Consider the following 22,399-nt stretch of genomic DNA (forward strand, 5'->3'; position numbering starts at 1 on the left):
TAATTCTATAATATGGGGGAAATTGACATGGAAAAATACATTTTGTCGCTGGATCAAGGCACAACGAGCTCGAGAGCCATTTTATTCAACAAAGCGGGCCAAATCGTCCACGTCGCGCAGAAAGAGTTCACGCAAATTTTTCCCGAACCGGGTTGGGTAGAGCATAATGCTCTGGAAATCTGGGGAACGGTGCTCGCCGTCATCGCGACTTGCCTGATCGAGTCCGGCGTGAAGCCGAGCCAAATCGCCGGCATCGGCATTACGAACCAACGCGAGACGGCGGTCGTATGGGATAAGGAATCCGGCCGCCCGGTCTACAATGCGATCGTATGGCAATCCAGACAGACGAAAGCGATCTGCGACGAATTGCAAGCCGCCGGCCACGGCGAACTGTTCCGCTCCAAAACAGGGCTGCTGATCGACTCTTATTTTTCGGGTACGAAGGTCAAATGGATTCTCGATCATGTCCCGGGTGCCCGGGAAAAAGCGGAGAACGGCGAGCTGCTGTTCGGCACGATCGATACGTGGCTGATCTGGAAGCTGACCGGAGGCGAAGTGCACGTTACCGACTACAGCAACGCTTCGCGCACGCTCATGTACAACATTCATGAGTTGAAATGGGACGATGAACTGCTGGAGCTGTTGACGATCCCGAAGCAGATGCTCCCCGAAGTGCGCTCCTCTTCCGAAATTTACGGCAAGACGGTCAATTATCATTTCTTTGGCGAGGAAATCCCGATTGCCGGCGCTGCAGGGGACCAGCAGGCCGCTCTGTTCGGGCAGGCTTGCTTCAAAGAAGGCATGGCCAAGAACACCTACGGCACCGGGTGCTTCATGCTGATGAACACCGGCGAACAGCCCGTTCAATCTTCGCATGGCCTGCTGACGACGATCGCCTGGGGCATCGACGGCAAAGTGGAATATGCGCTCGAGGGCAGCGTATTCGTGGCGGGCTCCGCCATCCAATGGCTCCGCGACGGCCTGCGCATGCTCAAGGAGTCGAAGGACAGCGAGCAGTACGCAAGCAAAGTGGATACGACCGACGGCGTGTATGTCGTTCCCGCGTTCGTCGGACTGGGGACTCCCTATTGGGACAGCGAAGTGAAAGGAGCCATCTTCGGCTTGACGCGCGGCACTTCCAAAGAGCATTTTATCCGCGCCACCCTGGAATCGCTTGCTTACCAGTCCAAAGACGTGCTCAGCGCCATGGAGGCCGACTCTTCAATAGAGCTTACCAAACTGCGCGTGGACGGTGGAGCGGTGCAGAACAATTTCCTGATGCAGTTTCAGAGCGATATGCTCGGCGTACCGGTGGAATGTCCGCAAGTCTATGAGACGACAGCGCTCGGCGCCGCTTATCTGGCCGGCCTGGCCGTCGGATATTGGGAGAGCCGGGATGAGATTGCGGCGCAGTGGAGCATCGACCGCGTCTTTACGCCGACGATGTCGGAAGCGCGGCGCGGTGAATTGTACGCCGGCTGGGCCAAAGCGATTAAGGCGACCATGGTATTCAAATAAGGCCGGAAATATGCTACAATTTTTAGAGGTTGTTCAAAAAGTCATCTTTCCAGGACGAAGCAGAGCTCGTGAAGTGGATTCGACGTCGAATCTTGAATTCAGCCGGGCCCTCCGTTGCTCACGTAGATCTGTCTACGCTCCGCTACTCGGTCCCTGGCTTCATCCAACCTTCTCGGTCCTGAAAACCTGAACTTTTTGAACACGTACTATTAATAAGTTAATATTTAAATTCGGTTGGAGAAGCTTGAAACCGCAATTACACTTTAGCCCTGGGCTGAGGTGTCATTGCGGTTTTTTTGTTCATTACGGTCAGAGGTTGTTGAAACCGCACTATTACGCCGTCTTTATGACGAGGGAGGTTATTGGAATGACAGTGACATTTTCCGCGACAAACCGCAAAGCGATAGTGGAAGCTATGAAGCAGCAACCGCTGGATCTTATTGTGATCGGCGGAGGGATTACCGGGGCCGGCATCGCCTTGGATGCGGCGACGAGGGGGCTGAACACGGCGCTGTTCGAGATGCAGGATTTTGCCGCCGGCACCTCCAGCCGCTCGACCAAGCTGGTGCATGGCGGCCTTCGCTACTTGAAGCAGTTTGATGTCAAAACGGTGTCCGAGGTCGGCAAAGAACGCGCTATCGTTTATGAGAACGGCCCCCATGTGACAACGCCGGAATGGATGCTGCTGCCCCTGTATCGCGGCGGCACGTTCGGCAAATTCAGCACGGGCATCGGCCTGCGCGTCTACGACTTCCTGGCCGGAGTCAAGCGGAGCGAACGGCGCCGGATGCTGCCGCGGCAGGAGACGCTGGCCCGCGAGCCGCTGCTGAAACAGGAGGGGCTCGTGGGCGGCGGTTATTATGTGGAATACCGGACGGACGACGCCCGTTTGACGATTGAAGTTATGAAAGAAGCCGTTCGCTATGGCGCTAGGGCTATAAATTATATGAAGGTCGAATCTTTTTTATATGAAAACAACAAGGTTGCCGGCGTTCGCGTGGTGGATCAATTGGACGGCTCGGCGTACGAATTCCGGGCGAAGAAAGTCATCAACGCGTCGGGGCCTTGGGTCGATGAGCTTCGCGACAAAGACGGGTCCAAGACCGGGAAGCACCTTCAATTGTCCAAAGGGGTTCATCTGGTTATCGATCAGTCGAAGTTCCCCTTGAAGCAGGCCATTTACTTCGATACACCGGACGGGCGGATGGTCTTCGCCATCCCGCGCGGCGGCAAGACGTACGTAGGCACGACGGATACGTTTTACAAAGCCGATCCGATTCATCCTGTCATGACGAAGGAAGACCGCGATTATATTATGGCGGCGATTCGCTACATGTTTCCGGCGGTTCAGCTTGCCGAGGCGGACATCGAATCCAGTTGGGCCGGCGTGCGGCCGCTCATTTACGAGGAGGGGAAAAGCGCCTCCGAAATCTCCCGCCGGGATGAAATCTGGCAATCTCCGTCCGGATTGATTACGATCGCCGGCGGCAAGCTTACCGGCTACCGCAAAATGGCCGAAACGATCGTCGATCTGGTCATGCGGCTATTAAGCCGGGAGGAAGGATTGGCGTTCGTGGCTGCGAAGACGAAACACCTGCCGATCTCCGGCGGCCATGTAGGCGGCTCCGACGCTTTTCCGCAGTTTGTCCGGCAAAAAAGCGAGGAAGGCGTTCGCCGCGGTTTGGATGCCGCGCTTGCCGAACACTGGGCGCGTCTGTACGGCTCCAACGTCGACCGGATCTTCGAACTGGCGGAGCGCCGGCGGGAAGGCGCGGAACAAAGCGGACTGCCGCCGGAAGTGCTCGTCCCGCTCCTCTATGCCATCGATGAAGAAATGACCGTCAAACCGGTGGACTTCTTCATTCGCCGTACGGGCGCGCTGTTCTTCAACATCCGGTGGGTACGCGAATGGAAGCAGCCTGTGATCGAATTTATGGCCTCCGCCTTCGGCTGGACCCCGGAACAGCGCGAAGCATATACGCAAGAGTTGGACATCGCCCTGCATCAAGCGGTCACTCCGCAGACGGAGCAGTGATGCATGAGCCCCGTCAGCAGATGAGCTATATTAAATACGGATCGTTTCTATCGCAGCACTACGGGTTGAATCTCAAAAATCTGAAAACCCCAAGCAGAAAAATGGCCCCGCAGTTTACTTGCGGGGCCATCTTGTCGCACTTCACCTCAAAAAATCTTCTTCTTAACCCGGTCATCCTTCAAAATTGCCTAACATTATGCTCGCTGCCCACCCAATAGAGCGAAGAACCAAAAAAGCAGTAGGAAGTTTAATTCCTTGCCCTCAGGCTGGAAAGCTTTACTGGGGTGGTTTGCATGGCATTGTTATATATATCCACACCGTTACCTTTCACGGTTCCCAAGTTGCCATTGCTGCTGCGGCCAAACAACCAGACAGAGCCATCCGTTTTAACAACAATGGTATGGTTGCTGCCGCTGCTGACAAAGGCTATATGATCCATCAATTTGACAGGGACGGTCTGCACGTAGAAGTCTCCATGCCCAATATTCACTTCCTCGTTTCCTGTGTCGCCAATGCCCAGCTGTCCCATGTCATTATTTCCGAACATCCATAGTGAGCCATCCGCCTTGACTACGGCGGTGTGGCTGCCGCCACAGCTGACAGACATTGCGCCATCCATTACTTTTTCCGGGACGATAATGTTTTTAGTGCCTTTGAGACCGTTGCCCAGACGTCCTCCTTCGTTAAATCCCCATGTCCACAGGGAACCATCATTCTTGACGGCGGCAGTGTGCAATGCGCCTAGGCTAATGGCGGTCACATTGTCCATCACCTTAACAGGGACAAGGGAATCCTTTGTGGTGCCGTTGCCCAACTGTCCTTGTCCGTTACGTCCCCACATCCACAGAGTGCCGTCAGTCTTGATGTCGGCAGCGTGGCGGAATTCGCTGAGACTAACGGAAGCCACATTGTCCATCACCTTAACAGGGACTAAGGAATCCTTTGTGGTGCCGTTGCCCAGCTGCCCATAGTCGTTAGCTCCCCACATCCAAAGGGAACCATCTGTTTTGATAGCGGCAGTATAGCCAGAAGTGACAGAACTTCCTCCAAGACTAACAGCAGCGACATTATCCATCACCTTAACAGGAACTAAGGAATTCTTTGTGGTGCCGTTGCCCAATTGCCCGTAGTAGTTCTCCCCCCACATCCAGAGGGAGCCGTCAGTCTTAATCGCAGCAGTGTTTTTTCCGCCAGAACTGACAGAAACTACATTATTCAACACTTTTATCGGAACGGTTTGATAGGTGAAATCCCCTTTTGTTTTAGCGTTACCACGGCCGCCATTTCCTAATTGTCCTTCTTCGTTAAGTCCCCACATCCAGAGGGAACCGTTCGCATCAATTAAGCCGCTATGATCACTGCCTGCGCTCACAGCGGTCGGGCTGTTCACCGTACCTGTGCTGGCCATTGCCGGAACGGTTAAGCCGAGGCAGAATACCAATGCCAGCGCAGGAAAAAGCAGTTGTCTCTTCATTTCTTCCTCTCTCCTATCCCTATAAAACCCTAAAATTTTACCATCATATGACAGACAGCATTCTAGCACTTTAGGTAAAAAGGGACAAGAATAATATAAGAAGTACCTTCCCCAGCAACTGCATGTACTCTCACTTTAGTACCGTACTTGGGTTATTAACTCAACTTTCGCAGAGCCAAAATTAGCTCAAAACAGTATATGTAGCTTAGTTTTGAAGTCAATTGGATGGTTGGCTTGACAAAAATAGAAAAACACCGCTTCGTTTGGTAAAGTGAAAATTGAAGAGTAATCACTACCCCACAGAAGGGGGGCCTATTCAAATTCCATGATAAGAAGGTGACTGTATTGCTGGAATTTATAGAATGGAATGTGCAAGGAAACCAACATGTTGTTGTCTTCTTGCATAATGGTGAAGTTATTAGAGGAAAAGCTTGGGCTTTTCAAAAGAATATTTTAAGAATTAAATCAGAGGAGGTTATTCATAATATAAATATTGAGGAAATTTCTGATATTTTCAGTATAAGGAAAGCGGAAGGAATTGAGAATTGAGAATTAATAATCTAATTAAATATCCTTAAAGCCCTGTACACAAAAAAAGAACGCTCATCCCTGAACGTTCTTTACTGCCTCTCTTCTACTCTGAACAAGCTTCTATCTAAAAAATCTTCTTCTTATCCCGATCGTCCTTCAAAATCTCCACGGATTCGCGGAACCGCAAGCTGTGCACGATCTCCCGCTCGCGCAGGAATTTCAGGCCGTCCTGCAGGTCGACGTCGTCGGTCATGTCGATCAGCCACTGGTATGTAGCCCGCGCCTTCTCTTCGGCCGCGATATCCTCGTACAGATCCGCGATCGGATCGCCTTTGGCCTGAATGTAGGCCGCCGTCCAAGGCACGCCGCTGGCGTTCTGGTAATACAGCGCTTTGTCGTGATTGACATAGTAATTGCCCATACCCGCCGCGTCCAGTTCCTCCACCGTCGCGTCCTTCGTGAGCTCGTAGATCATGGTGGCGATCATTTCGAGATGGGCGAATTCTTCCGCACCAAGATGTTATCGTTCAACTCATTACTTACATTTTTCTAATAATTATTCAATTTCCACTACTTTCTGTAATAAAATTTATTTACGGGCTTGATGAACGATTTTCTAGTTAAATCTAAGCTCAAAACGACGGAAGAACATCAAGTCTTTAATAGGTTTTATTAATATCTGCATGCTGTTAGAAATTTAGTTAGGTTTTGATTAGGCGCGCCTCTTCCTTCTTGATGTAGATGAAAGACCTTGAGGATTCACTCTCAAGGTCTAAAAATCACTAATAAACCAACTGTTCCTGCCCATCAATTACAAGCAAATCGTCGTAAATCTCCCCCGACATCCTGAAAAACAACTCATACCTTCCAATCTCTTTGCCATCGTAAACGATTGGGACTAAGGCAACAATGTGAGAATATTCAGTCTCTCTCCAATCTATAACTACACAAACCTTTTTTAGTTCTAGCTTTAACTTTTCAGAGCAGTACTCTCCAAAATACAGCGTCACATCTTCAGGAGAATCCACCAAGTAGTTGGAACTATTAACATATTTGACTCCATTTTCCCTAGCGCCCCCAACAACTCCTTTATCCGTTGCCGCAATGAATCTATCTGCACCTTTTTTTCCAAACTTATCTCTGACATCATTATACAGATCGTGCTTAATCCACCCCTTAAGACAATCAGTATTATGAACCCATATACCAAGATCGGTTACGTAATAAGTACTGTAATCAGCAACAGTTAAGTTATAAACCTTAACTTTCTCGACCAAATTCACAAGTTTACTCTTAGCTATCGTCAGATTGCTCCCATTACTTTGTTGTAACTTATCTCCGACTTGGAGCGCACCCGCCAGTACCCATCCCTTACCTTCAACCCAGAATGGATGATTACTGGTCGTTTCAATAATCTGATTACCTACATGTAATTTAATAATATCATCTCTATCATTCTGATAAAGCCCAATAACTTCTTTGTACGCCAATTCGCCAGTTTCTTCATCTTTAGCGAGAACCTTATCTCCGACTTCAATATCTTTGATATTCTTCTCCCCTTCGTCTGTCAGAACTTTAGGTTCCACCAACGAAACAGTTCCATCCGGATTTTACCGATGAATTGGCACCCGTACGCCGAGAGAACTGGCAATATATTATTAAATCCAGAAAGACGCTCAGGGTGTAGTCAAGCACAGATAAACCCCGCTCCTTATGAAAGCGCCGCTGCACATATGCTGCTATTATTCGGGTATCACGGCGATTAAAAGACAGCTTGCCCCCATATGGCTATTTTAACTCCAACAATCAGCCGACCGATTCATTCGGAACTAGGTGGGGGTAGAAAAGACCTTGAGGATTGCCGCCCTCAGGATCTAGATAAATTATAATGGGTTATCGCATTTCCATTCTACATCTAAAAGAGCAAAATTATTAAGATACTTGGAAAGAACTTGCTCTAGTTGTTGGATTCCAATAATGTCATTGATATAGACAGAATTGATTAGTTCATCATCTGATACATCCCAATCATTGTCTATAAATTCTTTCCTTATCTCATACTTTCTCAACCAAAATTTTATATCTTCAATATCTGATGAATTAATAAAACCTGACGAATTGATGGCTTTTATTTTAATAAAAGCACGATAATCTTCAGAACTAGCTATTATCTCAGTTGCTAATCCGCTACCTTGCATCAGGGTGTTTTTTTGCTTAGTATCCAGTTAATTCATTCACAATCACTCATTTCAGAATTAAGGTTGGAAGAAAATACGAATTACTTGTTAGCTGTACATTTGACTTCCACAAGTGAATTCAAAATAACACGTTCTACTCTCTTTACACCATTCTCTTTTTCTAATGTAGCGGGAGATTTTATTTTTACTGAAAATACCCCTTTAATTAGCTCAGGATTTGAGGGATCATAAATTAAAAGGAAACCACATGGAGTGGTTCACACTCGCATGTGGATTAATAAAGCAATAAAATCAACCTCAACTCTTTAAATAAATTACCTCATCAACAAAATCTTTAACAATTTGCAAACTTGGCGTGGGGATGATTACAAGGCAGTTGTTTTGTTTTAAAACTTCAGAACAGTGCCTAAGCCTTACTTTAATAGCCTCTTTCCACATATCATCCATCCAAGGAAAACAATAAATCTGTTTGCCATGCGCTAAACCAATTGCTGCGGAAGCATTCCAGCGTTCATTGCTAATGTATTTCAATTCCCTATCTAAACGAGATAGAGACAGTTCAAATAAGTCAACTAGCTTTTCAATTGTAAAGGCGCTTGACTCACAAGATATTAATTGCTCTCGAACCGTCAATTTTCGCACTAAACCAAAATTATTTTTTGCACGCACACCTTCCCCGATATACCAACCGTAAGATAGGAGATCTTTCGAATGTGCCATCTCTTGGTTAATAAATATTCTACCTGTATAATTACTAACTTTAGCAGAAAGCAAGTAAGAGAGTGCCCATCCTCCTCCCCCTGGTTGACTGACAATTGCATAAATTTTTCCTGGCATGAATTCATATGAAAAATGACTGATATTCTCTCGCCAAGAATCAAAATTATGCATTTTAGGCCTACTGGTTAAAGTAATATCCACTAACTCCACATTTTTTAATTGTTGCACTATTTGAATTTAACCTCCATATTTTAAAAACAGCCCAGGCTTCTATGGGCATAGGATGCCCACGAATATTCAAGCTGCTCGTTCCTGCTTGTGACCTCCTCGCTTCGCTCGGAAGACTCCGCTTCGCTCCGTCCCTTTCCTTTCCTTCGGTCTTCAGAGGAGAGCTAGATGTTCAGGTGTGAATTCAGCTTCACTTCTGAATATCGTACCCCCTTTTATTTAAAGCACTAACGTGATAAAGAAAACAATGGTCTCTTGGGTGCTTTTGTACGGTAAAGTACCCGACAGAGTAACGATTCTCGCATGCTCCTATGGGAGGTCCCTGTATTTCCCACATAGGACCGTATGTCACGTTTTCCATAAAATCCATCCATAGCTCTCATTCATATCGCATGTCGAAAATCCGGTACCCGAGTGGTTACAGGCGATAGAAACCGGGCAAATCCCCATTTTTATCCGCAGAACAGGCGAACGATCACGGCAGAACAGTAGCACCCAACTAAGACGCTTTCTTGACGTTCTACGCCCAATTCGTCGGCAGATGGCGGATTAAGGGGAGGTTCCACGAATCAATCCACCCATCCGCCTAGAGAACTGGCTATGTATTATTAAATCCAGAAAGACGCTCAGGATGTAGTCAAGCACAAATAAATCTCGCTCCTCGTGAAATCGCCGCCGCGCATATGCTGCTATTGTTGAAGTAGCGCGGCGAGCAATAAGAAGAATGTTTTCAAGTGGCTATGTGAGTTCCAACAATTGGCCGCCCGATTCATTCGGCACTGGGTAGCCCCCACTAAAAAGAAACATTGAAAGGCGTGTAGCCAATCAAGGTTAATTGAACAATTTATAACTTCACTTTTATTAAATATACTTTTTCCGAAGGTGTTAGTGTCGATGTGCTTATCTGAGTTGGTTTGGGGATAGTCTCTTCTGTCATATCCTCAAGATACAACATGAGCGCTTCTTTCGCCATTTGAATAGCTTCCTCTGTAGAGTAGCCGCATGAAATACATCCAGGTAAATCCGGAAAGCTAACAGATATCCCATCATCAGCAAAATGGAAAATTGCCCAATACTCATACTCCTTTTGTACCACCTAATCACTCCTTTATTTATAGCCTTCTTGTTTCCTTATACTATTAAGAGTTCCAATTGGTAAATCTTTACCTCCGTGTACAGGAACTATTACCACTTCCCCATTCGGACCATTTAGTTTTACATGACTACCCTTTTGACTCACTTCTGAAAAACCATCTTTTTTCAGGAATTTCACCACATCTTTACCGCTGACAGAGCCAGTAGGAAACTTGCCCTTTGCAAACAATTGCAAATCCATTTTAAGTGAACCAGAATTCTGCGCAGTTTCTCCCGTCCCCTTAACTGACCCTTTAGATCCTAAATTCTTTCCACCTGTTAACACACTAAAAATAAAAATGGCAATAGGATCCTCTGTAATTGGCAGCTCTCTTGCACTACCATATTTACTCTCCCGGTACATATCCCAAGAGTCTGCACGATACTTAACATCCTTCGGAAGACCGGCTCTACTCCCACAATATCCATCACTACCACACACATAATAGGATACTCTTATCGCGTCTGCTGCTCTTTCCGCTTCCACCATGGCTTTTTTGTTTCCTGCTGCCTTCGCTTTGTTCCAAGCATCCGTATACGGCTGGAGTATTTTTCTTAATTCTGAGCTATCTGAAGCTTTATAATGCCCAGTTGGATCAAGATAGCGAATCGGGTTATTCTCCACATACGTATACAAATTCTGACTCAGTGGATTAGATATATCCCCTTCATACGTATCCTCACCAATAAACCTGGCTGTAGCCGGATCATACCACCGGGCTCGCAAGTATTGCATGTTCCAACTCAATGCTCTCAATCTCGAGTGTATTCCCATCACTCTGAACAAGCAAGTCTCCAACCTTAAGGTCTTTGACAAACGTCCATCCTTTATCCTTTACATAAAACGGATGGTTAAAGGTCGATTCTATCGTCTGACCGCCCACATGAATATTGTAAATCTCATCCGTTTCGTGGTTGAACGTTGCCGTAACCTCTTTGTAAGCCTGCTCTCCAGTATCTTCATTCTTAGAAAGAACCATATCTCCGACTTCAATGCCTTCGATATTCTTCTCCCCTTCGTCTGTAAAAACCTTGGTGCCTGCAGTAAAACAATTACACCCAAGCCGCTTTGTCGTCTTAATAACATCCTTACTTGAATCAATAACCTTTTTTGCTGCTTTTATCGCTTTGAAAATAGGCAGGAATTCTAAGATTACAAGACCTTTTCGACACTACTAGCTTCTTGACTCATTATTGTTTTGGCATCATCCAGATATACTATATCCAAGGCCTTTTCACTCGCCTTGACCTGTGCGTCTATATTCGTCTTACAATTTTTCATGTCTACAGCACAGGTTAAAGAAGGGGTCGGAGCTATAGGCAAAATATACTGGCCTGTAGGATCCTTATATATCAATGGATTATTGTGAACATACGTATAGAGGTTCAATGTCAGTGGATTCGTCTGTTCCCATTCATATGCGTCCTAGGTGATAAACCGTTCTGTTCTACGAAAAAGCGGCGAAATCAGATTGCTGTGGGGAATACAGAACCATATCACGGAATGCATGTAAAGGGGCCAAAGAGCAAAACGAATATATATTTTTAATCGTTTCGGGGATTCTTAGCAGGGAAGCAAAAAACCATCCTCGTGGGCGCAGAAGAACACGTAAAAAAATGCCTCGGCGCTCATCAGCCGAATGTGGTCATGTAAATCCTTTCGTTACATGAACGAAGTCGCGTTAGAAGCGGAAGATTCGCCTTTGGTAAAGTAAGACGTGATGACTTACTTCGATTCCGTCGTAGTGTCCGAAAGGACAGGGAACCTTGACAGAGTGAGAGCTTCGGGGCTATCCGCGCAGTAAACCTACACCGGGTGCGCCAGATGTCTCGTAGGCTCGAGATATCTCAACTTCACAAAGCCTAGACGTTCTCCCTCGTAAGAGGGGGAACGCTCTGTTGTCCTCCCTTCACACAGGTGAGCTCCCCGCCTGCGGAGCGGGCGGGGGAAGAGACTGAAATGAACGCTGACACTGATACGAATAGATAACAGGAATAAAGACATGAGTAAGATAGCAATAGAGGATAGCTTATCAAGAGAAGAAGCTTAGAGGATGACATCCAAACAACAACAGAATAGACAGAGACAATCAATTAACTGGATTCAGTAATTAATGAACCATGAATAAATTTGTCGATGATTCAGATCGTGATGTCTTTAACTCCCCCAACCCCGCCATTTTTTCATCCTCCTAATGAAACAGCAAAAAGAACCCCCGCACAACGGCGGGGGCGCTAAGCTCTTGTTTAGTTATCCACTTCCGCCATAAGTGATATTGAGGCTGTACTTCTTGTTCATCGTAGCCGTACTGTACCATGACATTCAGAATGGCGCGGGGGATGGAGTTCGTATAGCCATATAAGCAACTACGAAACCTTTCCCATGAGATGTCATTCAGGACAACGAATGCCCGATGTGTTAGTCCTAACTTCTGAATGCATTCTTTAACGGGATGATTCATGAATGATGTCTCCTTTCAAGTTGTCTTCCCTTGTAGGTTAGACACTTTACAGGCAGGAATAATACCAGACATACAGAAGCATAGGACGATTCTTGAATTTGTCACATCGGATTATTTCATCAATAATAAGAAAGCCTAGATAATGACGGTAAATCCCTAATGGATTCGATTAGATTGTCGCACCCCGTCACACTATTGGGTTCAGTCTTAGGAGAAACATGAATTGTCGAATTTGCTTGACTTCGTTATCTCCCGCCCGCCTTATGTGCGGAGCATGGTACGCGGCGGTGTCGGGACTCTTAAAAAGAAACCACATGGAGTTGTTACACTTGCAAGTGGCTACACACTTTAATGAATGATAAATTTCTTGATGTCATCTTCGCTATCAATTTTGTCTAGTTCGGCAGGTGGTATCCTAATGGATATACTTCCATCTCTTGAATCAAAATAGGTTTCTGCATAGTACTTATTCTCTTTTATCCATCTTATTATATCCATAATCTGACTATATGCTTTATTATCTGAAAATGCAGCTGTAACGGATAACGTTGCGCTTGACGATACTTTCCCCTCGACATTTGAATAACTTGGAATGTTTTTAACATTTTTAACAATCTCTTTTCCATTTATAAAAATATCTACAACAACATCTACTTTTGATCCAACAATTTCCTCTGTTTTTTTTGTCGCAGCAGTTTGTATCTCGTTGATCCAAACAGAAGAGACGTAATTATCATCAAGCTTCCTAATGTTGTTTTCATACACTAAAAAGACAATCCCTTTATCGGAAAGAACCGTTGCCGAAAAATCCCCCTCCTTAAATGAATAATCAATCGAATCAATTCGCATATTCATGTTGCTATATGTTTCTGACAAGTAATTCTTAACTTCTTTTTTGAATTCGACTCTTTCTATTGGATTTCCCATTATTAGAAAAATGATTATTAAAGCAATTATTATGACAAACATCAACAATATACTTTTTCTTAAAATATCTGTTCACCTCACTTTGGGTTTCTGCCTAACAATATGTCGATTCTGTACATGTTAAAATTGGCAAAATTAATTTTACTCTTAAACCAACCCATATTTTCATATTTGGAATATTTCTGTAGCAATTGGTTTCTGTAATCCTCCACTGTATAAGCATTATTATAAAATACGCTTCTAATCTCTTTTGCAGCATTATTGGGAATTTGATCACCGGTCGTTTCATCACTCCATATCCCATCAAAAAAATTAGCCGCGCTTGTACCATTGTACAAAGTTCCAAGTGATAATACCTGCGTTGTGATATCCAAGCAACTTGAACCAATAAGTGCATAATCCTTGTTCTTTCCATTAAAGGGGTGGTCTTTAGCAATGCTTAGAGCTTTATCAACACTTGCATTAAAATCCCCCATAATATAAGTGGACGAAGCATATCCTGTATCCCCAACTTTACCGAAGCCCGCCAAACCTTTATTTTGTCCCCACTCATTAAGTTTGTCTATCGATTTTAATGCATTTACATCGTCCACAAGAACAGTTTGAACATTCCTATCTCCCCAATAAAAATAGTACCATTGACTATTTGAGTTTTCTATTAAAGCTGAGGTATGGCCCAATCCGAATGCTAAATCCGGGTTCGTTAGTACAACTGCATCATGCCCGGATGGATCATGATAAATCAACGGATTATTCAGCACATACGTATACAAATTCAATGTCAGCGGATTTGTGTACTCCCCTTCATATGCGTCCTCCCCAATTAACCGTGCCGTAGCCGGATCATACCACCGGGCTCGCAAGTATTGCAACTTCGTGTCGGAATCCCAGTACTCGCCTGAATATCTAAGGGGGTTCGGTATAGATTCCTGGACCGTTAATGGATTGCCCCAGATGTCGTAACTGTAACTATTCAGCAAGTTCCCTGAGGAATCCCGGAGCTCGGTCACATCCCCATGACCATTGGTTACATAATATTGCAGTCCCGATTCATTTGCACCTTGGCGACCCACCAGTTTTTCGATCGCATCAAACACACAACCGTAGGTTATGGAAACCGCTCCGCTGTTTATTCTTCCTTCAGCGACCAACAAGCCGCGTTCGTCATATATGCGGTGCGTGGTGCGCGGATGGTGGCGGGACTCAAAAAAAACCACATGAAAGTTGTTACACTCGCATGTGGTGATTAAAAAACTATCGCAGTCTGTTAGACAATGAATTAAGATCAGTAACTTCTTCCAAATCCATACCATTCAGATAATATGATTTCTTATCCATTTGATTATCTAGTACGAAACGAATTGCTGATAATCTGTATTCTTTCCCTTTGAGAAACGAAACGACTTCAAACATTGTATTCATCGTTTGATCTTGTTGGCCATCATCTACACTAAACCAAAGTCTTAATTCAGGCATTTCATTTTCTTTGATTTCTTTCTTTATTTCATGATAACTAGGGGGATATATTCCGCTAATTTTCGATGAATCTTTTAAAGGATTGGACCTCAATTGAAACGACACATTTGATATTTGGGGAAAATGCTTTCTAATCTCATTTTTCACTTCATATTCCCAATAAGAAACATAATAAGTGTCTGCTAGCTCCCCATTGTACTTAATTACTTGAAATTGAACCTGAGAATTTCTCTTCAAATGGGCTACTGCGTAGTACCTATACTTGAAATATGATGAGTTGTCAAAATCATACTCTACCGACTCGATTGTCATCTCATCACCGTACCTATCTTGCAAGTATGTTGCTGCTTCTTTCCTCATACTTTCTTTTCCCCACGGTGTCCCATTAAATATGCCATATGCAAACATGAGTATGGTAAAAAATCCAAGTCCTGCGAACCAATACTCACCCGATCACCCCTTAGTAGCAGGAAAGAGATCCATCTCTATCTTGCTACGTTTTTACTAACCCCTTATTTGCTTACCTATGTTAATATTTTTTTAAAATGTATCTATTCCGGATAGCAAATCAATGTACCAGTAGGTACGCCAATGATTCTAGACTTCAATTGTGGGAATTGTTATTGAAAAGAATAGATCAGAAACTCAATTAATTTCAGCCGCCCAATTCATTCGCCACCGGGTGGGGAAAAAGGAAGACCTTGAGGATTGCCACCCTCAAGGTCATTAACTTTAAACATCCTTATCGAAAATTTCTTCCCTTTTTTTCTTCTTTAATTTCATCATTTCATTCATTACTTTAATGTCAAATGCACCTACACTATCTCCAGCAAGAGTATAAACCTTCAACCAATATGCATTAAACGGTAAATAAGATTCTATTGCCCTTTGAATGTTATCTTCCGTCAAACATTTAACAATAATATCGGGAGGACCTGCTTCAATATAGTCAATGTTGTTTTCGGACATTTGGGTAAGGTAACTTTTTGGAGTTGATACCACCACCGAATACCTATGCCCGTCATTTAAATATACATCGACATCAATATTATCGTTTGTAATGTCAACAACTTTGTCTAATCCCGTTGGAAATATAATATTAACTATTTCATAACCCACATCGTTCACCCCATTAATCATACATTTTCTTTAATACATCTATTACTTCTTGTTGGTTATCCTTGCCTGACTTCGCTAGAATCTCCATAGCTCCATTGTTCATACGATAATATACTCTAGCATCACCAGACCTACAGCAGCCGTCCCATAACATCGTAGGTGTTCCGAATCTGGTTGTTCTCCCCATCTACTGTAGTTATAGTGCGGTTTCTATCATTGTAAATTAAATATACTGGGTCTGATTCGTGCCTTTATTCTCCGCGAGCACCCGGTCATTCGCTCCCCAAAATATGAGCGAAACTCATCCTCCTGCTCAACCTCATAAATTTTAAAACTTACCAAGAAAATGCTCCTTAGTTTTTTTCAACTTCCCATTTATCAATTGCTTCCTTCAATTGAACTATTTCAAATATAGTCAAGTTTCTCCTTTTAATGTGACTTTACTAATTTTAGTAAAGATAGTATGCCTCGTCTTTTCGCCAAAGTTCCCAGAAACCTTGAATTACCAAACTTAAATTTTGATTTCATATTGGTAATAGTTGTTACCGACATTCTCACCATTATATTATAACCTTTTTATTCCGTTGTCCTTTTGGTTGCTATTAACAAAGCCTTTTTTCATGGCATCAATAGGTTTTGCTTCACCTTTACGAGGAAATTAAAAGGTGGTTCTTTTTAGGCTTACCACCCGATTCATATGGCACTCGATTAAGAGAATGAAAAAGGATGACCTTGAGGATTGCCACCCCAAGGTCATTTGCTTAGATAAAAACAGGCTTTAACCATAATGACTTTAACTTACTATTGCTAAGCAACGCAATAGTATTTGTAGCAAACTCCACAGCAAAATCATTCATTTCGTGTAGTGGATTTCCAATACAAACCCATCCAGAATTCTTGTCATAAAAAGTCTTCCATTCGTTTACTTCAACAATTCTTTCACATTCACCAGATTCGATTTCAACCTCATCTACCAATAACAATCCCCCCTGCTTAAACGATGGTAAGATGAGTAACTCTTCATTCCATGTGTTTAGAGGATTTAATCCCCACACTTGCCGAGCTAGTTTAGATTCAGAATTAAAAGTAATATTAAGATAGCCAACCATTAAAGTAAAATCGGCACTTAGCGTTGGTTCAAAATCAAAGGAGTTTTCATCTTTTCTATAAATTACTTTACCATTATTAATGCTAACTCTATCTGTATATTGAAAGATAACTACCACCTCCATCATTTTTTCTTCCTGGAATTAAATAAGAAATGGACTACGGTATTTTTATCTACATCTATTACAAGTTCCCATGTTCCAGTCTTACCTCCAAAAGTACCTTCAACATCCCATCTCCAACCATTTTTTAAACCACCTGGGTCTTTGATAGGGTCTCTAGAATCCATAATCTCCTTCAATAATAATGTAGTTCCGTTGGAATTCACATATGGACGGGATGATTTACCGTCTTTGGTTAATTCGTAAAAATGTTTTTCAGCAGTCTTTGACATTGTTAACTCTGACGGGTCAACATCCCAGCATCTATTATGCGTCCAAATTCCAAGATTCGAGACAAAATACGTATGGAAGTCCTTTACTTTAAAGTTGTAGACGGTCTTATGTTCCTTCTTAACTTCAATCTTCTCAATAGCTAACTCTTTTCTATCCGAAGTTGTTAGAACGTCGCCCACTACTAAGTTCTTCGATTGCACCCAACCTTTGCCGACAATCCAGAACGGATGTTCATCCGTTGTAGTTATAACTTCGCCGCCAACAGTAATATTATACGTTTCTTCAACATCACGTTGGAAGAGCCATTCAACTTCCTTATAAGCTAACTCGCCTGTCACATCGTCTTTGGCTAATACTTTGTCACCTACCTCGATTTCCTGGACAGGTTTCTCCCCTTCTTCTGTAAGAACCTGAGTACCTGCAGTAAAACAGTTACACCCAATCCGCTTTGTCGTCTTAATAACATCTTTGCTTGAATCAATAACCTTTTCTGACTTTTTAGCTGCTTTTATCGCTTTGAATATAGGCAGGAATTCTAAGACCACAAAACCCTTTTCAACACTACTCGCTTCTTGACTCATTAAGGTTTTGGCATCATCCAGATATACTATATCCAGGGCTTTTTCGCTTGCCTTAATCTGGGCGTCAATATTCGTCTTACAATTTGCCATATCTACAGCACAGGTTAATGATGGGGTCGGAGCCATAGGCATAATATACTGCCCTGTAGGATCCTTATATATCAATGGATTATTGTGAACATACGTGTAGAGATTTAATGTCAGTGGATTTGTCTGTTCCCCTTCATACGTATCCTCCCCAATAAACCTGGCCGTTGCCGGATCATACCACCGGGCTCGCAAGTACTGCAATTTCGTGTCCGCATCCCAATATTCTCCTGCATATCGCAGCGCATTCGGTACAGTTTCCTGAACCGTTAATGGGTTGCCCCAGATGTCGTAGCTGTAGCTATTTAATATGTTACCCGACGCGTCTCGGAGCTCTATCACATCCCCATGTCCATTGGTTACATAATATTGCAGTCCCGTTTCATTGGCAGCCTGACGGCCTACCAGTTTTCCGGTCGCATCAAATACATAACCGTATGTTATGGAAACCGTTCCGTTGTTTACCTTTCCTTCAGCAACCAACAAGCCGCGGTCATCATAATAGTATCTCGTTGTCTCGTTATCTTTTGTCCGGCCCACCATCAGACCGTCGCCATTGTAGCTGTATGAGATGCTCACTCCGTCAACCGTCGCATTCTTCAACCGGTTTCTGGCATCGTACTGGTACGAAGCGGAAGTCGGGATTTCCGGTGCGCGATCACTTGTCAAGCTGCTTCGGTTATCCCTTAAATCATAGCTGTACGTTTCATTAAACTGTGTGGACGTTTTGATCCGGTTCAGCACATCATAGGTATAACTATAGCTGGTTCCATTATCATTTTGACTGATGATATTTCGGTTGTTGTCGTAACCGTATCCGTATTGCTTTAATGTCGCTCCCCCAAAGGCTGTTTGCAACCCGGTCAGATCCAGCCCCGTATACGTATACGTTTTTGCCAATCCCGTATTTGTGGCGGTTTGGGCTAAGCTGTTATTCTTGCGGTACGTGTAGGATAAACGCGAGATCTCCGTTCCGCCACTGTTAAGTACTTGCAACTGCTGCGGCAATGCAGCCGCTCCTTGGTATGCGGTTTTTGTGGTCAGCTTATATCCGCCCAAGGTGAAGGTCTGACTGGTCCGGATTCCCCGGCTATCGTACTCCATGGTCAACTTGGCACCATCCGGATAAGTGATATCCGCAAGTTCTCCGGTGGGGGCATAGGTATAGCTTGTTTTCCCTGTCCCATCCTCCATGCTTAATCGGTTCCCCATGCTATCGTACGTATAAATTATCGTTTCGTCATGTGTCTGATCCGTAATAAGAAAGTTACGGTTGTTGTACTGGTAGGAATGGGTCTGCCCCTTACGATCCACATAGTTAATGAGATTTCCATTGTGGTCGTAAGCAAAGGTTTCGATTTGTCCTAATGGGTCCGTTTGCTTTAACAAACGGCCGATTTCATCGTAACTTTTAACCACAGACTTCCCATCGGCATACGTCAGCTTGATCATATCCCCAGCCATGTTGTAGCTATAGCTGGTTGTCTTTCCTTCCGCATCCTTCACCGCGATTAATTGGGACAAAGCGTCGTACGTATACGTTGTCTTATTCCCGTTCGCATCCGTTGTGGATAATAGATGCCCATAATTGTCATACTCGTTGCTCGACAAAACTACGCTGCCGGATGCTCTTATTTCCTCCGTTCTCATCACCCGGCCCGCGATATCGTATGTTTCGCGGATTTGGTTGCCTTCCCCGTCGATTGTCGTTTTAACCCGGGCCGCATCATTGTATATGTTCGTAGTCGTACTCATTCCGTCATTTTGAGTTAGTACGCGGCCGTACGCATCATAGGTAAAACGCGTGATTTGACCTTCCGCATCCGTTTTGGCGACCAATCGGTCGAATTCATCATATTGATAAGTGCTGCTTCCCCGAGCGTTCGTTTCTTTAATCAGTCTGCCAAACGGGTCGTATTCATACGTGATCTGGCTGCCATTCGGCTGGGTAACCGTAATTTTATTGTGGGTGTCATCATACGCAGCTTTAATGCTGTTTCCATCCGCGTACGTTTCCTGAATAATCCGGCCTACACCATCGTATTGACTTGTGGTCGCATTTCCGTTACCGTCCACGTAACGGGTAATATCTCCCCGTTGGTTATAGTCGGCCCGTACTGTAATCGGAACGGATCTCCCGGAAGCGTCCGATACCGTCACGGTTTGACTCGATGGCAAGATCGAACGATAACCAAACTCCTGCGTAAGAACAGTATCCGCTGAATCTCCTTTTAACCGGATGGAGGTCGGATTACCAAAAGTGTCGTACCCATAATGGGTCTGCCCCCACAGCTTGCCGCTTGAATCCACCATAGTAGCTTGGGTCAAGGTAGCCGAATTCGGATCGTAGGTATAGCTTGTCGTTAAGGTATTGCTCGCACTGACCGGCACACTAGCCGATTCGGGAACCCACTGGGAAACGGTATTCGCCGGTTTTAAAGCATACGTAAATGTGCTCGTGACCCCAAAGGCATCCGTCGTCGCGGTCACCTGCCCCCATTCGTTATACTGCGTCCTTGTCGTTATTATGGACGAACCGCTGGAGCCCGTGTAATTTTGTTGTGACGTAGCTATGGGAACGGCCCGGCGATTCGCTTCGTCGTACGTATAGCTGGTCACATTCCGCAAGGTACCGTCCAGGGAACGCGAATCTACTGTATTCAAATACAGAGTGTCCGGCACGCGGTTTCCAATAAAGACCTTTTTATAGCTATAGGCCGTTTCGGTCAGTCCGTCATTGACAGCTACCGAAAATGTAATATTTTTACCGTACGTTTCCCCAACGTCTCCCGTATAACTAATCTTCATATTCTTGGATATCGTTTCGGTCTGCGTGCTGTAAGAAATTACTCGATTTCCGTAACGTGGCTCATACTCCGCAGCGTATTGTCCCATCCGGCGCAAAACAACACTATCCAGCGAATACTGGGTGATCGCTTTCGTGGGGTGTTCTATCGACGTAAGCAGTACCCAGTCATTCCATCCCCAATAAATTCGCTGATTGTTCCCCTGGTAATTTTCATAACCGCGAATCAGGTTGAACAAAGTTCCTGACAGAATATTATAATTATAAGTTGTGACCCTTCCTGCCGGATCGGTGACCTGTTTTAGCACCTCTTGATTTCGGTTATTCGCTTCCACCGTGCCTTTGATATACTGCACGGTTTGCTGTTCACCGGTCGTGGAATCATAGGACGTGGCCGTGATTTTGTCGGCAGAATACCTCAAACTAATAAAATTGCCTAATTGTCCGCTCCCGGGATAGGTCATGATCCTTCTAAGTCCATCACTGTTCCATGAAAATTCAATATAATTTCCAAATCGGTTCGTAATCAGGAGTGGATAGCCGTTCGAATCAAAATAACACGTTGTTCCGCCGGTGTAATCCACTAGCTGATAAGCCGCATCCGAGACCCCAAACAGCTCATCCAGTTTTTCCGCTGTTCTAGCGCCAACTCTTCCTACCTCGGGGCTGCGCCAGGGATAGCCTTCAAGTTTGGCTCCATCCAAGGCATAGGTGCCGACTCCCGGGATATAGACATACTGTATTCCCGATTCGGTTTTCATATATGGGATGTCCCAGATCCAGCCCTTGCCCAGCTTAAAGCGTTTTTCTTCCGTCGAGACTCCAGTGGTATTTTTGTCACTGCTGCTCACGTAAATTCGGTCTTTACTCATAGAGCTGTCATACACCCGGGTCAGCGCAAAATCAAGCCCGTTGGCTCCCTTGATGAACAAATCGGTGTTTCGAATGCTGAGTGAACCGTCTACAGTGGAAATACTATCGTTGACGGAACCGACACTGTAAGGGGCTTGGTCGAGTTTTAACGGCGCCCGCTGTAAAGCGAGTTCATCGTATTTGGACGCTGCGGCTAAGGTTTTAAACAAACCATAGGTATCCTCCGTCACCGTCTCGGGGTAGACACTATCCGTTACTGTATCCCGGTAGACCGCGTCCGTCGTGCTTTGTTCATTGAAGGCAGTGAGCGGATCGGGTTTCATGTTGGGATACAACCGGTCGAGGTAGGCTTGATATTCTCCCCCTTTCGCTTGGAACAATAAAGCTTGAAAAATATCGCTCAGCTTATAGCCTTTCACCAATTCAGACGCAACCCAATTGCGATCTACGCCAAAGCGGTCCACAACGGTGGCGATGGTGATAATTTCGTCGGGATCAAGCGAATCGGAAAGCTTGTCCAATAGTTCATCATAGACGCTGGAGGTGACCGTAGAAACGTCGGAGTCTACCGAATCCGGCAAAGCAGCAGATTCTTCTGCTGACACATAGCCCCCATTCATAAATACAAGATCTACTAGCAAAACAACTGATAATAATAATGAGATCCATTTTTTCATGATGAAAAAGGCTCCTTTGTATAATAGTTTAATTTAAGATGGGGTTGTTGC

General features: G+C 44.6%; 15 protein-coding genes and 3 pseudogenes. 3 read left to right on the forward strand and 15 right to left on the reverse strand.

The window, feature by feature from the left end; genetic code table 11:
• The first annotated feature begins 27 nt into the window (after nucleotides 1-27).
• Both glpK and LBW89_RS01740 read left to right on the forward strand, forming a co-directional pair.
• Nucleotides 28-1,518: a glycerol kinase GlpK gene (gene glpK / locus LBW89_RS01735; RefSeq protein ID WP_225038278.1), complete on the forward strand. Its 1,491-nt coding sequence runs from the start codon at nucleotides 28-30 to the stop codon at nucleotides 1,516-1,518.
• Nucleotides 1,519-1,891: 373 nt separating this feature from the next.
• Complete coding sequence (locus LBW89_RS01740; RefSeq protein ID WP_225038310.1) at nucleotides 1,892-3,553, forward strand: glycerol-3-phosphate dehydrogenase/oxidase; 1,662 nt, start codon at nucleotides 1,892-1,894, stop codon at nucleotides 3,551-3,553.
• A gap of 247 nt (nucleotides 3,554-3,800) precedes the next feature.
• On the opposite strand, the gene LBW89_RS01745 is transcribed toward LBW89_RS01740, so the two are convergent.
• The gene (locus LBW89_RS01745) at nucleotides 3,801-5,027 is read right to left on the reverse strand and encodes an RCC1 domain-containing protein (protein ID WP_225038279.1); all 1,227 of its coding nucleotides are present in this window, start codon (nucleotides 5,025-5,027) and stop codon (nucleotides 3,801-3,803) included.
• 345 nt (nucleotides 5,028-5,372) lie between these two features.
• On the opposite strand from LBW89_RS01745, the gene LBW89_RS01750 reads away from it, so the two are divergent.
• Nucleotides 5,373-5,576, forward strand: a complete 204-nt coding sequence (locus tag LBW89_RS01750; protein WP_225038280.1) for a hypothetical protein — start codon at nucleotides 5,373-5,375, stop codon at nucleotides 5,574-5,576.
• A gap of 106 nt (nucleotides 5,577-5,682) precedes the next feature.
• Here the strand turns inward: LBW89_RS01750 and LBW89_RS01755 are convergent.
• The 14 genes and pseudogenes from LBW89_RS01755 to LBW89_RS01815 all read right to left on the reverse strand — a co-directional run.
• Nucleotides 5,683-6,075 (reverse strand): annotated as a pseudogene (locus LBW89_RS01755) (manganese catalase family protein); the annotation flags it as partial.
• 265 nt (nucleotides 6,076-6,340) lie between these two features.
• Nucleotides 6,341-7,144, reverse strand: coding sequence for a polymorphic toxin-type HINT domain-containing protein (locus LBW89_RS01760; RefSeq protein ID WP_225038311.1), 804 nt, complete (start codon nucleotides 7,142-7,144; stop codon nucleotides 6,341-6,343).
• 297 nt (nucleotides 7,145-7,441) lie between these two features.
• Nucleotides 7,442-7,756: a hypothetical protein gene (locus LBW89_RS01765; RefSeq protein WP_225038281.1), complete on the reverse strand. Its 315-nt coding sequence runs from the start codon at nucleotides 7,754-7,756 to the stop codon at nucleotides 7,442-7,444.
• Nucleotides 7,757-8,053: 297 nt separating this feature from the next.
• Entirely contained in the window at nucleotides 8,054-8,704 is a 651-nt protein-coding gene (locus LBW89_RS01770) for a hypothetical protein (protein ID WP_225038282.1), read from the reverse strand.
• 844 nt (nucleotides 8,705-9,548) lie between these two features.
• Nucleotides 9,549-9,800 carry a type II toxin-antitoxin system HicB family antitoxin gene (locus LBW89_RS01775; protein ID WP_225038283.1) on the reverse strand — a complete coding sequence of 84 codons (252 nt, stop codon included), beginning with the start codon at nucleotides 9,798-9,800 and terminating at the stop codon, nucleotides 9,549-9,551.
• Between the two features lie 12 nt (nucleotides 9,801-9,812).
• Entirely contained in the window at nucleotides 9,813-10,328 is a 516-nt protein-coding gene (locus LBW89_RS01780; RefSeq protein WP_412066980.1) for a type II toxin-antitoxin system HicA family toxin, read from the reverse strand.
• A 93-nt stretch (nucleotides 10,329-10,421) separates the two neighbouring features.
• Nucleotides 10,422-10,574: pseudogene (locus LBW89_RS27830) on the reverse strand (RHS repeat-associated core domain-containing protein); the annotation flags it as partial.
• Nucleotides 10,546-11,264: pseudogene (locus tag LBW89_RS27835) on the reverse strand (polymorphic toxin-type HINT domain-containing protein); the annotation flags it as partial. The pseudogenes LBW89_RS27830 and LBW89_RS27835, both read right to left, overlap by 29 nt.
• 1,384 nt (nucleotides 11,265-12,648) lie before the next feature.
• Entirely contained in the window at nucleotides 12,649-13,272 is a 624-nt protein-coding gene (locus tag LBW89_RS01790) for a hypothetical protein (protein ID WP_225038285.1), read from the reverse strand.
• Nucleotides 13,273-13,304: 32 nt separating this feature from the next.
• A complete protein-coding gene (locus LBW89_RS01795) occupies nucleotides 13,305-14,381 on the reverse strand; it encodes an RHS repeat-associated core domain-containing protein (protein WP_225038286.1) in 1,077 nt (358 codons plus the stop codon).
• Between the two features lie 100 nt (nucleotides 14,382-14,481).
• A complete protein-coding gene (locus tag LBW89_RS01800) occupies nucleotides 14,482-15,063 on the reverse strand; it encodes a hypothetical protein (RefSeq protein ID WP_225038287.1) in 582 nt (193 codons plus the stop codon).
• 372 nt (nucleotides 15,064-15,435) lie between these two features.
• The gene (locus LBW89_RS01805) at nucleotides 15,436-15,822 is read right to left on the reverse strand and encodes a hypothetical protein (RefSeq protein ID WP_225038288.1); all 387 of its coding nucleotides are present in this window, start codon (nucleotides 15,820-15,822) and stop codon (nucleotides 15,436-15,438) included.
• Nucleotides 15,823-16,583: 761 nt separating this feature from the next.
• Nucleotides 16,584-17,057, reverse strand: a complete 474-nt coding sequence (locus LBW89_RS01810) for a hypothetical protein (protein WP_225038289.1) — start codon at nucleotides 17,055-17,057, stop codon at nucleotides 16,584-16,586.
• Nucleotides 17,054-22,348 (reverse strand): polymorphic toxin-type HINT domain-containing protein, encoded by a 5,295-nt coding sequence (locus tag LBW89_RS01815; protein ID WP_225038290.1) that lies wholly within the window; start codon nucleotides 22,346-22,348, stop codon nucleotides 17,054-17,056. The genes LBW89_RS01810 and LBW89_RS01815 overlap by 4 nt, the downstream gene beginning before the upstream one ends.
• Nucleotides 22,349-22,399 lie beyond the last annotated feature (51 nt).

Source organism: Paenibacillus sp. alder61, assembly GCF_020179875.1.
Taxonomy (GTDB): domain Bacteria; phylum Bacillota; class Bacilli; order Paenibacillales; family Paenibacillaceae; genus Fontibacillus; species Fontibacillus faecis.